This is a genomic window from Marinomonas sp., from assembly GCF_965225885.1.
Taxonomy (GTDB): domain Bacteria; phylum Pseudomonadota; class Gammaproteobacteria; order Pseudomonadales; family Marinomonadaceae; genus Marinomonas.
Genome location: NZ_OZ245329.1, coordinates 1,438,066 through 1,452,458 on the forward strand (window position 1 = coordinate 1,438,066; position 14,393 = coordinate 1,452,458).

Consider the following 14,393-nt stretch of genomic DNA (forward strand, 5'->3'; position numbering starts at 1 on the left):
TGTGACGATGAGCGCGCTCTTGGAGATAATTATGAAAAACAAACTCATCACGGCATGTGTGTTGGCTTCTGCAACTTTATTTGCTTCTGGTACGTATGCAGCGGATCAGGTTCGAGTGGCGTTGTTAGTGAAGGCGTTAGGTATTGGCTTTTTCGAAGCGGCGTACCGCGGTGCAGAAGAAGCCAAGAAAGAGTTAGGCGATGTGGAGGTTATTTACACTGGGCCAACTTCGACCACAGCGGAAGGCCAGATTGAAATCATCAACTCACTGATCGCGCAGCGTGTTGATGCGATTGCCGTGTCTGCAAACGATGCGGATGCCTTGGTTCCTTCCTTGAAAAAAGCTCAACAGCGTGGCATTAAAGTCATCTCTTGGGATTCAGGCGTAGGCAAAGAGGGACGCCAAATTCACTTAAATCCTTCCAGTAATAGCCTAATTGGCGAAATGAACGTACAGCTTGCGGCTGACGCCATTAAAGCCAAAGGCAAAAAGTCCGGTACTTTTGCCATCCTGAGCGCAACGCCAACCTCGACCAACCAAAATATTTGGATTGGTGAGATGAAAAAATCTCTCAGTAAATTCCCTAACTTAAAACTTGTTGATACTGTTTACGGTGATGACTTAGCGGATAAGAGTTTCCGTGAAGCAACAGCCTTGATCAAAAATCACCCAGATCTAGATGTCATCGTGGCACCAACTACCGTTGGTATTTTGGCCGCAGCGCAAGCTGTTAGCGACATGGGCTTAACGGGCAAAGTCTATGTGACAGGTTTGGGCCTACCTTCTGAATTAGCAGGTCATGTGCACAGTGGTGCCATTCATAGCTTTGCTATTTGGAACCCAATCGATCTTGGTTATTCAGCAACCATGCTGGCGTACAACCTTGTAAAAGGCAAAGGTACGAAAACCGAGATTCCAATGGGTCGTATGGGTACGCTTGAAGTAGACCAAAATGGCGACGGCGCAATGGCGAAGCCCTTTATCTACGATGCTTCAAACGTTGATGAATTCTCTTCTATTTTCTAGTCGCTATTAACCCTCTATCAGCCTCCCTTTGTGTCTTTAAAGGGGGGCTAGGATGGGGGGACTCGTTCAATAATTTCATAATGAACCAATAACAATAAGAGCTGCCGTTATGAACAATGCAATTTTTAGTTTAAAAAAGGTGAGTAAGGTTTTTCCAGGCGTGAAAGCGTTGGATGGTGTCGACCTTCATCTTTATCCTGGCCAAGTGACTGCTTTGGTCGGTGAAAACGGTGCAGGTAAATCGACGCTGGTAAAAACCATGACTGGCATTTATCAGCCGGATGGTGGGGAAATTATTTTTAACGGCAAGCCTGTGCAGTTTCATTCCCCTCACGATTCTCATGCTTTAGGCATCACTGCGATTCATCAGGAAACCGTTTTGTTTGATGATTTGACGGTGGCAGAGAATATTTTTTTGGGCAATTACCCGATGAAAAAGGGCCCTATGACCAAACATTTCTCCATTGATTGGCCTGCGATGGAGACGAGGTCACAAGAAATTCTGTCGTCAATTAATGCCCACATGGACCCGAATCAAATTTTACGCGAGCTAAGTATTGGCCAAAAACACATGGTCGGTATCGCTCGCGCTTTGTCAGTTGACGCCAAAGTGGTGATTTTGGATGAGCCAACAGCGGCCTTGTCTCATCATGAAATTCACGAGCTCTATGAGCTGGTAAATACCTTAAAAAGCCAAGGTAAGGCGATTCTTTTTATAACCCACAAATTTGATGAGATTTTTACCTTGGCGGATCGCTATACCGTATTCCGTGATGGTTCTTTTGTGGGGGAAGGTTTTATCAAAGACACCAATGAAGCGCAGTTAGTGGAAATGATGGTAGCGCGCAGCATCGAAGCTACTTATCCGAAAAAAGACGTAGAAATTGGCGAGACACTATTAGAAGTGAGTAACTTATGTCACACAACGGAATTTGCTGATATCAGTTTTAGTTTGAAAAAAGGCGAAATCCTTGGCGTTTATGGTTTGGTAGGTTCGGGCCGAACGGAAGTGATGCAAGCTTTGTTCGGCACCACAGATCATGTAACTGGCTCTGTCAAAATGAATGGTAAAGAAGTGATTATTCACTCACCCAAAGAGGCCATTGATAACGGCATTGTGTATGTGCCAGAAGAACGTCAGAAACAAGGCATAGTGCTTGAATTGCCCATTTATCAGAACGTTAGCTTGCCGCAGATGAAACGTTTAGCGAAGCACGGGCAAATCGACCAAGAAGGCGAAATGGCACTGGCTCGCCAATATTGTGAGCGCTTGCAAGTGAAAGCGTCTTGTTGGGATGAGAAGGTGATGAACCTATCGGGTGGTAATCAGCAAAAAGTCGTTATCGCCAAATGGCTCGCCACTAATCCGAAAGTGATTATTTTGGACGAGCCGACTAAGGGCATCGATATAGGGTCGAAAGCGGCGGTGCATGAGTTTATGTCTGAGCTGGTGGATTCTGGCTTGTCTGTGATCATGGTGTCGTCAGAGTTACCGGAAATTCTTGGCATGTCAGACCGTATTTTGGTGATGAACGAAGGCTTAATTGTCGGCGAATTATCACGTGCTGATGCGACGCCTGAGAAGGTGGTTTCGCTTGCGACGGGAGGCAGTGTGACATGTTAAAACGTTTAATTTACTCCCGTGAAGGCGTGCTCAGCATTATTGTTTTGGTGATGTTTTTCGGCGTGGGGGCGATCAGTCCAGACTTTATTAGCTTGTCTAACAGCATCAGTATTTTTAACGACACTTCAATTCTGATCATGCTAGCTCTGGGACAGATGTTGGTGATTCTAACCCGTTGCATTGATTTGTCTGTAGCGGCCAATGTGGCTTTTACTGGCATGTTTGTGGCCATGGTGAATCAATATTTTCCAGAACTTCCTATGGCATTACTGATATTTTTATCCTTGTTTATTGGTGCCTTGCTAGGGGCGATTAATGGCTTATTTGTTTGGCTATTAAAAGAGCCTTCTATTGTTATTACCCTTGGTACCATGAGCATTTATCGTGGCGCGACCTTTTTGTTATCGGACGGCGCCTGGGTGAACTCTCACCAAATGAGTGAGTCTTTTATAGGTTTACCCCGCTATGAAATTTTATCCATGCCCGTACTTGGCTGGATGGCCGTCGCTGCCATTATCTTATTTTTCTGGGCGATGAAGTTCAGTGTATGGGGACGTAATTTCTATTCTGCCGGCGGCAATCCAATGGCCGCATTTTACTCAGGTGTAAACGTGGGTAAGGTGCAATTTTATGCTTTTTTAGTGTCGGGTACCTTGTCTGGATTATGTGGGTATTTGTGGGTCTCGCGCTTTGCAGTTGCCTATGTGGACGTAGCCAATGGCTTTGAACTGCAAGTAATCGCAGCCTGCGTAATCGGCGGTGTGAGTATCGTGGGCGGTTTGGGTACCGTGGTGGGTTGTGTGATTGGCGCCTTGTTTATCGGCGTGGTGAATAACGCCTTGCCAATTATTGGTGTCTCACCGTTTTGGCAAATGGCGATTTCAGGTTTGGTCATTATTATCGCCGTTATTGCCAATGCAACATCAGGCAAAGATAAAGCACGGATTATTTTGCGTAATCCCAATGCAAATGACGAAATACGAGCTAATTAGAGGCGCATATGGATACAACAATAAAAAAATCAGCAACGCCGGATTCAATGTTTACCAGCAAACTACAGGGTTTGCTACGCTGGGAAAGCTTTTTGGTCTTGATCGTCTTTTTAGTTTGCGTGATGAATTCTTATTTATCCCCTTACTTTTTAGATCCTTGGAATTTATCTGACGCGACCTTTAACTTTACCGAAAAAGCCTTAATCGCATTGCCAATGGCAATGCTTATTATCGCCAAAGAAATTGATATTTCTGTGGCGGCGATTATTTCGCTTTCCAGTACCTTGATGGGCTTGGTGGCTCAAATGGGCGCGCCGGTTTATGCGGTGGCGTTTGTCGGGATTTTGGTTGGAGCGGCTTGTGGTCTGTTTAATGGTGTCTTGGTGACGCGTTTCAAAATCCCCTCCATTGTGGTGACAATCGGTACCATGAGTTTATTTCGTGGTATCAGCTATATCCTGTTGGGAGATCAAGTTGTTCGTGATTACCCAGATGGCTTTGAGTTTTTTGGGCAAGGTTATGTTTATTGGGTGTTTTCGTTTGAGTTGGTGTTGTTTGCCTTCTTTGCTTTGGTGTTTTATTGGTTGCTGCATCGCACTACGTTTGGCCGTTACACCTATGCCATTGGTAATAACCCGACGGCATCTTACTACTCAGGGATCAAGGTAGATAAACATCGCTTGATCCTGTTTACCTTGGTTGGTGTTGCGTCGATACTGTTAACCTCTCGTTTAGGCAGTACGCGTCCAAGTATCGCCATGGGTTGGGAGCTCAGCATTATTACCATGGTGGTATTAGGCGGCGTGAGCATTCTTGGCGGCAGTGGCACCATTGCTGGCGTGGTGTTGGCGGTGATTCTAATGGGCTTGGTCACCTTTGGTATGGGGTTGTTGAATATTCCAGGCATCGTCATGACAATTATCGTTGGCGTGATGTTGATTACGGTCGTGAGTTTACCGGTACTGATTACTCTATACAAAAACAAAAAGGCAAAAGCGTTATGAGATATGCCTCAGTGATGTATTTACACAAAGGCTGTGAAGAAGAATACAAAAAACGTCATGATGAACTTTGGCCAGAATTGGCGGAGCATCTTAAGCAACATGGCATCCGTAATTATTATATTCACTTGGATGCTAATGAGAGTGATCGAAACGAAAACCGATTGTATGCCACTTTCGACGCAGACGATCTGGATTCACAAGCCTTAGCAGATCATCCTGTGATGCAGCGTTGGTGGGAATACATGGCGGACATTATGGAAACCAAAACACCATCGTTTGAACCTGTCGCCGATGCGTTGCAAGAAGTGTTTCGTTTTAATGTGTTGCAGCCTGATAAAACGCGCGTGGTGGCGGTTTTAGATATCGGCAAAACCAATATTAAAATTTGCTTGATGGATGGGCAAACTGGCGCGTTATTGCATATTGAAAAACGCGTTAATGGTGTCGTTGACGCGCCGCCATACCCTCACGTGGATGTGGATTCAATATGGCAATGGATCAAAGATACGTTGGCCGATTTAGCCCAGCGCTACTTTATTGCCAGCATTGCGATTACGACACATGGGGCAACCATTGCCTGTATGAAGGGCGACCAACTTGCCTTGCCGGTTCTGGATTATGAATATGATGGTGTGTCTGAGTTAAAAGAAGAATACGACGCTGCACGCCCAGATTTTAGTGAGTCTTTTAGTCCGAGATTGCCCCAAGGCTTGAACTTAGGTGCGCAATTGTTCTGGCAGCAAAAACGCTTTGCAGATGAGTTTGCAACAGTCGATTCATTACTTTTGTATCCGCAATATTGGGGCTATAAACTCAGTGGAAATAAAGCCGCTGAAGTCACCTCGTTAGGTTGTCATACCGATCTGTGGAATCCGACCAGCTGTCAGTTTTCTACTTTTTGTGAACAACAAAAGTGGGCGGAGCGTTTTCCAGAAGTGATGGAAACCGGCGCGAAACTGGGCACTATTTTGCCAGACTTAGCCAAAGAAACGGGCTTGCCAGCGAGTTGCGTTATCTTCAACGGTATACATGATTCCAACGCTTCGTTGGTGCCTTATATCGGGCAACCGATGGAAAAGCTCACTGTCGTGTCTAGCGGTACTTGGACGGTCATCGCCACCATTAACGGTAAGCTGGATTCGCTACAAGAAGACAAAGACATGCTCGCCAATGTGGACGCTCTCGGGCGTGCTACACCGACGATTCGCTTTATGGGCGGGCGTGAGTGGGAGCAGCTGCGCAGTGACAGCAAAGCGACCTTGAGCGATGTGAACTTCATTTTAGAAAACGGTATTTTGGCCATTCCTGCCTTTGCCAAAGGTGGCGGGCCGTTTGCCCATTGTGAAGGGCGCATTATTGATCGTGGCATTGAATTAACGCCCGCTCAGCAGTCAGCTTTGGCCGATGTGTATGTGGCTTTGATGACGGATTATTGTTTAGACCTGATGGACAGCAGCGACACCGTGATTGTCGAAGGCGCGTTTAGCAATAACATCAACTTCCTTACCTTATTGGCCTGCATGCGTAGCCAAAATGAAATCTACGCTTCCCGCGATGTTACCGGCACCTCCGGCGGTGCAGCCTTGCTGTCTAACAAAAGCCTAAAGCTAAAAGGCCGCCTTAGCCTTGCCCTGTGCGACGTAAAAATAAAGCCACTGCTTAACCTTTATCGTCAGCAATGGCGGGACTTAGTGGGGGAGTTGTAGTTTCGACTTTAGCTAAAACAAGTCACAGACTAAGAGCAGACTCAGCTTTAACAAAAACCACCAACAACGCCTCATTTCGACACTGGCGCGAATATGTTATGAGGCGTTGTTGGTGGTTTTCTGTTGCTTTGCAGATGAAAAAATCACACCAAACGAATTTCTAGTTTTAATCACTGTTAAGGGGCATGCTTGTAATACAAAGTTGATCAGACGAAGCCATTAACTGATCTCCGATGAGAGACACAAAAGGAAATTGAGCATACTCAAGGTTTCTAGCAGTAATCTCTAGTGTTATTTTTGTATCTATTAGCTCTAGTTGATTCGCTTGTGCAGGAAATGTCCCCTCACCTTTTTTAGTGATTAGAAATGCCATAGGAAAAAAGTGTAAGCAGTCAACGACAGTGCTGTGGCCTTTGTTGCGAAAAGCCACATATCTAGCACTAATATGACGACGATAAGGGTAATACCAATAGTAAATATCATAGTTATCAATTAGTGCTGAATCGCTTCCTAATACAAAATCTCTCAATTTTTGGTCGGGAGCTTTATCATTAAGCGGGTTTTCACATAATTTAGATGTCGTTGCTGATAACACATGGCCAACCATTGCTCTAAGGAATTTTCTAGCATCTAGTTCAATAGATATAGAGTTAGAGTAAGCAAAAGGTTTTTTGATGTGTTCTATCACTTTTTGGTGAAGTAATTTATAAACCCTTGAAACCTCTTCATCATTAACACCACCCACGTGCTCGCCATTGCATTTACCGCATAGAGTAAGAAACGTACTCCCTCCTTTACCAATCACTCCTTTAATTTTTTTATCAGATTTTGATGCATAAACCTCTGACATTAGTTTTTGCTCAGTCTTTGTTAGTTGAATTGCAGCTTTGGGCGGAACATGATCTTTAGTTAATTTTCCATATATACCGCAGATTTGACAGTAGCCGAGCCATGACTTGCTTATACCCTCAATTCTCTTGCTAATGCTCCCCATTTTCTGTTTCCTTAGATTAAAATATTAAAAATTATACTACTTAAGTTGATAGGTAATGAGCTATGAATTAGTTGAATTTGCTCTAATAAATAGACTGAAATTTAGTACTGCTGACAGCACCTTTTAACTGGTGCTAAAAAACTGTTTATTTTAAATATGTGGTGATGCAAATGAAATTTTCCGAAGATGTGGTGCCTCTTTCAGATCTCAAGATAAATCCTGGGAAAGTGGTTAGCAGGACGCAAGAAACACACAGGCCTATCTTGTTAACAAGCCGAGGTCGTGGTGTTGCCGTTGTTCAGAGCTTAGAAGAGTATGAAAAAGCCGCAGAAGAACTTGGTTTTCTTCGTGCTGTCTATCAAGGTTTGGAAGAAGCTCGTGATGGTAATACGGTTTCACTTGAGGGCGCGAAGAAAAGTTTAGGGATTTAGGTGTTATCAGTACAAATTGACTCCTCCCTAACCCTCCCCTTGGAAGACATAAGGGGAGGAGACTGCTCTTTTTAAAACGGAAAGCTAAGACCTAAACCGCAAGTTCTCTTTTGTTAGTTGATCAATTGATGTTTTGCCCATGAGTTTCATATCGCGTTCGAGTTCGGCTTTCATGAGCCCTAGTGCGCGTTCTACGCCAGGTTGTCCAGCGGCGGCGAGTGGGTATAAGTACATGCGGCCGATGCCGACGGCTTTGGCGCCGAGGGATAAGGCTTTGAGCACGTGAGTGCCGCGCTGTACGCCACTGTCAAAAATCACATCTATTTCGTCGCCCACTTCATCAACGATTTCCGCTAGTTGATCGAAAGAGCTGCGGGAGCCATCAAGTTGGCGACCACCATGGTTGGAAATGACCACGCCAGTGCAGCCGATTTCCACCGCTTTGCGGGCGTCTTCTCGGCTCATGATGCCTTTTAAACAGAACTGTCCGTCCCAGAATTTCACCATTTCCGCCACGTCGTCCCAGTTCATCGATGGGTCGAGCATGTTGGTAAAATAGTCGCCAATGGAGGTGGCGCCAGACCCCATGTCGACGTGCTCTTCAAGCTGCGGCAGACGAAATTTTTCGTGGGTCACATAGTTAATGCCCCACATGGGTTTGAGAACAAATTGCAGCATGCCTTTTAGGTTTAATTTAAAAGGAATGGCGAATCCTGTGCGAAGGTCGCGTTCTCGGTTGCCGCCAGTAATGGAATCGACCGTTAACATCATGACTTGCACGCCTGCATCTTTGGCTCGTTGCATCATGGCGCGATTCAGTTCGCGGTCTTTATGAAAGTAAAATTGATAGACCTGAGGTGTGGTGGTTTGCTTGGCAATTTCTTCCATGCTCACCGTTCCAAGGGACGACACGCCAAACATGGTGCCGTACTTTTCGGCGGCATTGGCAACAGCTCTTTCACCGTCGTGATGAAATAATCGTTGTAAGGCAGTCGGCGAACAGTAGATTGGCAGGGCGAGTTTTTGTCCCATGACGGTAACGGACAAATCTACGTCTTTTACGCCAGTCAGGACGCTGGGCACTAGGTCACAAGTTTCAAATGCGGCCGTGTTGCGGCGGTAAGTTGTCTCGTCGTCGGCACCACCATCAATGTAATTGAAGATCGGGCTTGGTAGGCGTTTCTTGGCTAGGGTGCGAAAGTCTTGGAAGTTATGGCAGTCTTTGAGACGCATGGATTCAGCTCCTTTTATTTTTTATTAACTATAGACTGTGTTCTATTTATAATAAATACGACATAAACTAATAAACTCTTTCTTAAAACGTCTTAATAAAAAAGGGGCACGACATTGAACGCAGCCGATTTAACGCTTTTCGTGAACGTTGCCGATGCGGGTTCGTTTAATAAAGCAGCGCAGCAAGCGGGTCTATCGACGCCAGCGTTGAGCAAACGCATCAGCAAGCTGGAACAAGACCTAGGTGCGCAGCTAATTCATCGTACTACGAGACGACTCAGTCTGACCGAAGCGGGGGAGAGCTTATACGTTCACGCCAAAAATATTGAAGGCCAAGTGAGCGATGCCATTGCTTCGGTGTCGGCGTTTAGCCAAGGGGTAACGGGCACAATAAAAATGTCCGTGCCGACGATATCTGGCGAGTTGCTATTGGCCGAAGCCGTAGCGGAGTTTTGTCAGAAATACCCCAATATCAACGTGGATATGCGTCTTGAAAATGATTTTGTCGATCTTGTCGGAGAAGGGCTGGATCTGGCGATTCGCACGGGCAAGTTGGAAGATTCAAGCCTAATTGCCAAGCCTTTGATTCAATCAAATTGGGTGGTGTGTTGCTCGCCAAGTTATATCGAGCGATATGGTGAAGTTACCAATTTAGAATCCTTGAAGGACCATAATTGTTTGGCTTATACCTACCAAGCCCAAGGGTCCTTTGATTGGCGTTTTACCAAGCAAGGTGTTGGCAAAAAAACAGTGGAGGAAAGCGTACGTATCAGCGGTAGCTTTGCCACGAATAACGCCCAAGCTTTACGCAAAGCCGCTTTGGCAGGCTTCGGCATTGTTTATGTGCCGCGCTGTTGTGTGTATGAAGATTTGCTGCAAGGTAAGCTCATCGTCATCTTGACGGATTATCAACCGCGCCGACTGGGGGTTTACGCCATTTATCCGTTTACTAAATACCTGCCTGAAAAGTTGAGGCTATTGATAGAGCACGTCAAACAAGCCTATCAGGATAAGAAAGCGTATTTCTAGTAATAGCAGGTGATGGAAGTTGCTTTCCATTTATCTGTTTTGTCCTTATTCTTAATTTTTTAGTGGTTTTATGATGGGAGCGCTTATGTCTGGTCAAGGTTCAGGCGGCAATGTAATTGCTGCACTTTGTAATGTTTTTATTCCTGGATTAGGTCAATTGGTCCAAGGCCGAATCTTTATGGCATTGTTCTTTTTTGTGGCAACTGCTGTGAGTTATGCCTTGGGCGCGACCGTTATTTTATTTTTCATGTGGTTGATTGGAGCGGTATTTCATCTCTGGTCTATCATTGATGCTGCGCGTTTTTCTCGATTTCGTTCGGTTTTATAATGTGGGTTTTGTGGCGGGAAAAATGTATTGTATAAAAGGGAGCCAAGTTGAAATAGGCTCCTTTTTTATAGTTGTCGTACAGCTTTAGAATTGTTTTTTAAGTAGGCGGTCTAGCGAGAAATGAGCCCCGCCGAACGCTGCAATTAACAATGCGCCAGCAGTCCAGAAGATAGAAGCCAGTTCTGCTTTTAGTTGTACAGAAGAAAGAAACGCGCCACCGCCATCAGCCAAACGTTTTATACCATTTTGTGTGAAGAAGTCACTTCCAGCGTTTAGTGCGTCTATACCAGCTTGAGTTAATAAAGCGTCGCCATAAGGGTGAGCAGCATGGAACCATAACGTAATGGCCAACATAACCGCGTTCGCGATTGCGATTGGTCGGGTGATTAATCCCACGGCAATGAACATACCACCAAAGAACTGCATGCCAGCTAACATGGGTGACCAAAGCCAACCGGGATAAAAGCCTAGGTTTTCCACAAAGCCCACTTGAGCAAAAGGAGCAATGATTTTTGGCCAGCCTTCCACAACCAGCATGCCGCCGATAATAATGCGGAACAGCGCCCAGCCAAATGGTTGAGCGAAGGCATTATAGAAGCTGCTCATAAATGGCAAATAAAGATGATCTTTTTCGTTTTTAAATACCGGTAAGTTAGACATTTTATCCCCCTCGACTATAGTGGTTTCCATAAGTGAAAGAGTAGCATTAGTCATTTTTATGGCTGCTGACTTGGGTCAAGTTATTGTTCTTAGAAGGAGAAATAGAGTAGGTATGGGGCTGTAGATAGCCAAAAGGCTATCTACTTAACAAATGTTGATTGGCGCAGTTCTGCGAGATATCACCATTGAGAGCGTTGATTAAATTGTCGACTGCACAAGTAATCATAGCAAGGCGTGTTTCTGCCGTTGCTGAGCCGATGTGCGGAAACAAGACTGCATTGTCGAGTTTACAAAGCGGTGAGTCACCAGGTAGTGGCTCGACTTCAAAGACGTCTAAACCCGCCGCGCGAATAGTGCCATTGTTTAAGGCGTCGACAAGAGCCGCTTCGTCAATCACTTTGCCACGGGAACCATTAATGAAAATGGCGCTTTTCTTCATCATGGCGAATTCTTTTGCACCAATCAAACGTTCGGTTTCCGCGGTTAGCGGCGTCATCACACAGACGAAGTCGGATGTTTTCAGCAGTTCTTCCATCTCCATATAGGTGGCATTTAAGTCTTGTTCGGCGTCTAGTTTGCGGCTTCGGTTGCTGTACTGAATCTTCATATCAAAACCAAAATGTCCGCGTTTGGCAATGGCATAACCAATGCGGCCCATACCAATAATGCCAAGGGTTTTACCGTGCACATCGGTACCGTAAAGTGCTTCGCCTATGTTACTAGTCCAGCGACCTTCTCGCACCATGTTCGATAGTTCAACAGCGCGTCTAGCTGTGCACATTATTAGAGTAAACATGGTGTCGGCGGTAGTTTCGTTTAGTACGCCTGGTGTATGCATTAAGGGAATGCCACGTTCGGTGAGATAATTTAAATCATAAAGATCTGTGCCGACGGAAATTGTTGATGCGGCTTTTAGCTTGGGTGCAAGGCTCAATAGCTCTGAGCTCATTTTGGTGCTGGTGCCAATTAAGCCTTCCGCGTCAGCAAGAGCGGCGATAAAAGCAGCTTTGTTATCTTCATTGATGCCATTAAAGAAGATGACATTAAATTGATCATCGAGTCGCTGGCGCTCTGCTGCTGGAATGTCTCGGTATAAAATGACTTTTTTCTTCATTTTATGACTCCTGTTCTAACTGTCTTAGTATGGCTCTAGTTGGCAAGCCTTCGCTGTCGCCACGAACTTGCACAGTTAAAGAGCCTAGCAGATTGCCCCGGCGAGCGGCTTGTTCCATTGCTTTTCCTTCAAGCAACGCAGATATCACGCCAACGGCAAAGCTATCTCCCGCACCAACCGTATCGACCACTTTTGCTACAGGAAAGCCAGCGACGGTGCCAGATTCACCATTACTGGTTTTAAAGTATGCGCCTTTGCTACCGAGTTTGACGATAACCGTTTTGACGCCATGCTGGAGATAAAAGTCTGCAATCACTTCAGGTTGGTCGCTACCCGCGAGGATTTTGCCTTCTTCTATGCCTGGTAGAACGATGTCACTGGCAAAGGCAAACTCATTAATAGTGGCGACCATGGTCGCTTGATCAGGCCATAGGGAAGGGCGCAAGTTGGTATCAAATGAAACGCTGCAGCCTTGTTTTTTGGCGAGTTCTAACGCGTGTTTCGCTGCGTCTCGCATCGATACTGATACGGCTGCAGAGATGCCAGTAAGATGCAAATGTGCGCCCGCTTTGAATAAGGTATTGTCGATATCTGTCGTGCTCAATGTTGAAGCCGCAGAGTTGCGACGGAAGTACTCGACCTTAGGATCGCTGCCATCGGTGACATTGGATTTCAGCATAAAGCCAGTGGCGTGATTGGCGCTTTCAGAAATCCAGTCCGTACGAATGTTTTCTTTGCTGATCGCTTGGCGAATAAATTGACCAAAACTGTCTTTACCGACTTTGCTAATGTAGCTGGCTTCAAAACCTAAACGTGCCATACCAATAGCAACGTTAACTTCCGCCCCAGCTAAAGAGCGATGGAATTCTTCTATGTCAGCAAGTTGGCCAGGTGTGTTGGCCACAAACATGGCCATGGCTTCACCAAGAGTGACAAAAGAGTGTGTTTGATTGTTTTGCATGTAGATTGCCCCTGAGGTTTTTTGTGTTTATGGAGGTCAAATAGTATTCGATGAAAGTATCATGGAATCGGTTCCATAGATAGGGTTTGTCAATCGCTTTTCAATGATTTTGTGGTGTTTTTTTGTTCAGTCTGAATTAGGTTGAGTGACGAATAACGAGTTCAGCTTTGAGCTTGATGTGCTGAGGTGGCTCGTTGTTGCCTTGGACTCGAGCAAGCAATCGCTCGCAAGCCGTTTGGCCTATGAGTTGAGTGGGTTGGCGCATGACAGTTATGCCGCCTTCGAACAGTTGCGCCCATTCAGGATCGTCTATGCTGATTAAACCAATTTGCGTGCCGATGCGAATGTCTAGCTGCTTCAAGGCTTTCGCTGTACTCATCATGGCGACACCATTGGTAGTGAATATGGCTTTTTTGCGATTTGGGTGAGCGGCGATGAAGTCTGTAATGACCTTGACTAATAAGCTGACGCTCATCTTTTCGATTTCAATGACATCGCAGGTTATGTTGTCGTTTTCTTTGGCGAAAGCTTGAATGGCGTCGACCCTTGCTTGGCGAGGATCAATTGCGATAGATTCGGTAACCACTAAAATAGATTCATAAGTTTGGGCTTGTAGGTGTTCGCAAGCCTCTTTTGCTGCGGCTTCGTTGTCGAGTCCGATCGTATCGAAGCCGAGGGAAGTATTGATCCTATCAACCAATACCAAAGGACAGGAAATGCGCTTTAAGTTGCTGACTTGTTTTTGTGCCATGCCAGCCGTGTTGACGATGATGCCATCGACTCGGTGGGCTTCGAGCAAGGATAAATAGCGATCTTGCAGCTCTTTTTCATTATCTGTATTACATACCATCAGCATGTAGCCTTCACGGCGACAAACGTGCTCTATTCCTTGTAACACATCGATAGAATAAGGGTTGGTCACATCCGCGAGTAATAATCCGATCAGTTTTGAGTGTCCAGCTCTGAGCATGCGAGCCGAATGGTTAGGACGAAAATCAAGATGAGCAATGGCTTGCGCGATTTTTTCTCGCAACTCTTCTGATAATTTGTCTTGTTCCCCGTTAAGGTAACGTGAAACACTGGTCTTACCCACTTTGGCGTATTTTGCCACATCTGAAATGGTGGTGAAGCTTTTGTTATTTTTCTTCAGCAATGTGTTGTCTCAATGGCTAGATTAACGGAAAGAACATCCATACGCGCAAATAAAGAGGTAGGCGTTTTTCCGTACTGTAAACTATGATCCTAGCAAGGTGCAATTGTGTTGAGTCGATCAAATATTCGATTTTTCTC

At 45.4% G+C, this 14,393-nt stretch carries 14 protein-coding genes; 8 read left to right on the forward strand and 6 right to left on the reverse strand.

The features are described 5' to 3' along the window. The first annotated feature begins 31 nt into the window (after window positions 1-31). The 5 genes from rhaS to ACO05V_RS06770 all read left to right on the forward strand — a co-directional run bounded on the left by rhaS (window position 32) and on the right by ACO05V_RS06770 (window position 6,353). Window positions 32-1,027, forward strand: a complete 996-nt coding sequence (rhaS, locus tag ACO05V_RS06750; RefSeq protein WP_169459279.1) for a rhamnose ABC transporter substrate-binding protein — start codon at window positions 32-34, stop codon at window positions 1,025-1,027. A gap of 109 nt (window positions 1,028-1,136) precedes the next feature. Further along, window positions 1,137-2,651 (forward strand): sugar ABC transporter ATP-binding protein, encoded by a 1,515-nt coding sequence (locus ACO05V_RS06755; protein ID WP_421848768.1) that lies wholly within the window; start codon window positions 1,137-1,139, stop codon window positions 2,649-2,651. Next, window positions 2,645-3,643 (forward strand): ABC transporter permease, encoded by a 999-nt coding sequence (locus ACO05V_RS06760; RefSeq protein ID WP_421848771.1) that lies wholly within the window; start codon window positions 2,645-2,647, stop codon window positions 3,641-3,643. Before ACO05V_RS06755 ends, ACO05V_RS06760 begins: the two co-directional genes overlap by 7 nt. An 8-nt stretch (window positions 3,644-3,651) precedes the next feature. Continuing rightward, entirely contained in the window at window positions 3,652-4,647 is a 996-nt protein-coding gene (locus ACO05V_RS06765) for an ABC transporter permease (protein ID WP_421848774.1), read from the forward strand. Continuing rightward, window positions 4,644-6,353, forward strand: coding sequence for an L-rhamnose mutarotase (locus tag ACO05V_RS06770; protein WP_421848777.1), 1,710 nt, complete (start codon window positions 4,644-4,646; stop codon window positions 6,351-6,353). The genes ACO05V_RS06765 and ACO05V_RS06770 overlap by 4 nt, the downstream gene beginning before the upstream one ends. 166 nt (window positions 6,354-6,519) lie before the next feature. Here ACO05V_RS06770 and ACO05V_RS06775 read toward each other — a convergent pair whose 3' ends face one another. Further along, window positions 6,520-7,347 carry a hypothetical protein gene (locus ACO05V_RS06775; protein WP_421848779.1) on the reverse strand — a complete coding sequence of 276 codons (828 nt, stop codon included), beginning with the start codon at window positions 7,345-7,347 and terminating at the stop codon, window positions 6,520-6,522. A gap of 170 nt (window positions 7,348-7,517) precedes the next feature. Here ACO05V_RS06775 and ACO05V_RS06780 point away from each other — a divergent pair, with 170 nt between their 5' ends. Continuing rightward, window positions 7,518-7,778, forward strand: a complete 261-nt coding sequence (locus tag ACO05V_RS06780) for a type II toxin-antitoxin system Phd/YefM family antitoxin (protein ID WP_421848781.1) — start codon at window positions 7,518-7,520, stop codon at window positions 7,776-7,778. Window positions 7,779-7,862: 84 nt separating this feature from the next. On the opposite strand, the gene ACO05V_RS06785 is transcribed toward ACO05V_RS06780, so the two are convergent. Further along, window positions 7,863-9,011 (reverse strand): alpha-hydroxy acid oxidase, encoded by a 1,149-nt coding sequence (locus tag ACO05V_RS06785; RefSeq protein WP_421848784.1) that lies wholly within the window; start codon window positions 9,009-9,011, stop codon window positions 7,863-7,865. Between the two features lie 114 nt (window positions 9,012-9,125). On the opposite strand from ACO05V_RS06785, the gene ACO05V_RS06790 reads away from it, so the two are divergent. Together ACO05V_RS06790 and ACO05V_RS06795 are read left to right on the forward strand one after the other, a co-directional pair. Further along, on the forward strand, window positions 9,126-10,040 hold the full coding sequence (locus ACO05V_RS06790; RefSeq protein ID WP_421848787.1) for a LysR family transcriptional regulator: 915 nt from the start codon (window positions 9,126-9,128) through the stop codon (window positions 10,038-10,040). 85 nt (window positions 10,041-10,125) lie between these two features. Further along, a complete protein-coding gene (locus tag ACO05V_RS06795) occupies window positions 10,126-10,368 on the forward strand; it encodes a hypothetical protein (protein ID WP_421848791.1) in 243 nt (80 codons plus the stop codon). Between the two features lie 84 nt (window positions 10,369-10,452). On the opposite strand, the gene ACO05V_RS06800 is transcribed toward ACO05V_RS06795, so the two are convergent. The 4 genes from ACO05V_RS06800 to ACO05V_RS06815 all read right to left on the reverse strand — a co-directional run bounded on the left by ACO05V_RS06800 (window position 10,453) and on the right by ACO05V_RS06815 (window position 14,256). Continuing rightward, window positions 10,453-11,028, reverse strand: a complete 576-nt coding sequence (locus ACO05V_RS06800; protein WP_421848794.1) for a DoxX family protein — start codon at window positions 11,026-11,028, stop codon at window positions 10,453-10,455. 136 nt (window positions 11,029-11,164) lie between these two features. Next, window positions 11,165-12,142: a 2-hydroxyacid dehydrogenase gene (locus tag ACO05V_RS06805; RefSeq protein WP_421848797.1), complete on the reverse strand. Its 978-nt coding sequence runs from the start codon at window positions 12,140-12,142 to the stop codon at window positions 11,165-11,167. A 1-nt stretch (window position 12,143) separates the two neighbouring features. Next, window positions 12,144-13,103: a sugar kinase gene (locus ACO05V_RS06810; protein WP_421848800.1), complete on the reverse strand. Its 960-nt coding sequence runs from the start codon at window positions 13,101-13,103 to the stop codon at window positions 12,144-12,146. A 136-nt stretch (window positions 13,104-13,239) separates the two neighbouring features. Further along, window positions 13,240-14,256 (reverse strand): LacI family DNA-binding transcriptional regulator, encoded by a 1,017-nt coding sequence (locus tag ACO05V_RS06815; protein ID WP_421848803.1) that lies wholly within the window; start codon window positions 14,254-14,256, stop codon window positions 13,240-13,242. Window positions 14,257-14,393 lie beyond the last annotated feature (137 nt).

What these genes read in the sequence shown, in the direction of transcription:
- rhaS (WP_169459279.1), top strand. Translation starts at nt 32, where the DNA reads ATGAAAAACAAACTCATCACGGCATGTGTGTTGGCTTCTGCAACTTTA.
- ACO05V_RS06755 (WP_421848768.1), top strand. Translation starts at nt 1,137, where the DNA reads ATGAACAATGCAATTTTTAGTTTAAAAAAGGTGAGTAAGGTTTTTCCA.
- ACO05V_RS06760 (WP_421848771.1), top strand. Translation starts at nt 2,645, where the DNA reads ATGTTAAAACGTTTAATTTACTCCCGTGAAGGCGTGCTCAGCATTATT.
- ACO05V_RS06765 (WP_421848774.1), top strand. Translation starts at nt 3,652, where the DNA reads ATGGATACAACAATAAAAAAATCAGCAACGCCGGATTCAATGTTTACC.
- ACO05V_RS06770 (WP_421848777.1), top strand. Translation starts at nt 4,644, where the DNA reads ATGAGATATGCCTCAGTGATGTATTTACACAAAGGCTGTGAAGAAGAA.
- ACO05V_RS06775 (WP_421848779.1), bottom strand. Translation starts at nt 7,347, where the DNA reads ATGGGGAGCATTAGCAAGAGAATTGAGGGTATAAGCAAGTCATGGCTC.
- ACO05V_RS06780 (WP_421848781.1), top strand. Translation starts at nt 7,518, where the DNA reads ATGAAATTTTCCGAAGATGTGGTGCCTCTTTCAGATCTCAAGATAAAT.
- ACO05V_RS06785 (WP_421848784.1), bottom strand. Translation starts at nt 9,011, where the DNA reads ATGCGTCTCAAAGACTGCCATAACTTCCAAGACTTTCGCACCCTAGCC.
- ACO05V_RS06795 (WP_421848791.1), top strand. Translation starts at nt 10,126, where the DNA reads ATGTCTGGTCAAGGTTCAGGCGGCAATGTAATTGCTGCACTTTGTAAT.
- ACO05V_RS06800 (WP_421848794.1), bottom strand. Translation starts at nt 11,028, where the DNA reads ATGTCTAACTTACCGGTATTTAAAAACGAAAAAGATCATCTTTATTTG.
- ACO05V_RS06805 (WP_421848797.1), bottom strand. Translation starts at nt 12,142, where the DNA reads ATGAAGAAAAAAGTCATTTTATACCGAGACATTCCAGCAGCAGAGCGC.
- ACO05V_RS06810 (WP_421848800.1), bottom strand. Translation starts at nt 13,103, where the DNA reads ATGCAAAACAATCAAACACACTCTTTTGTCACTCTTGGTGAAGCCATG.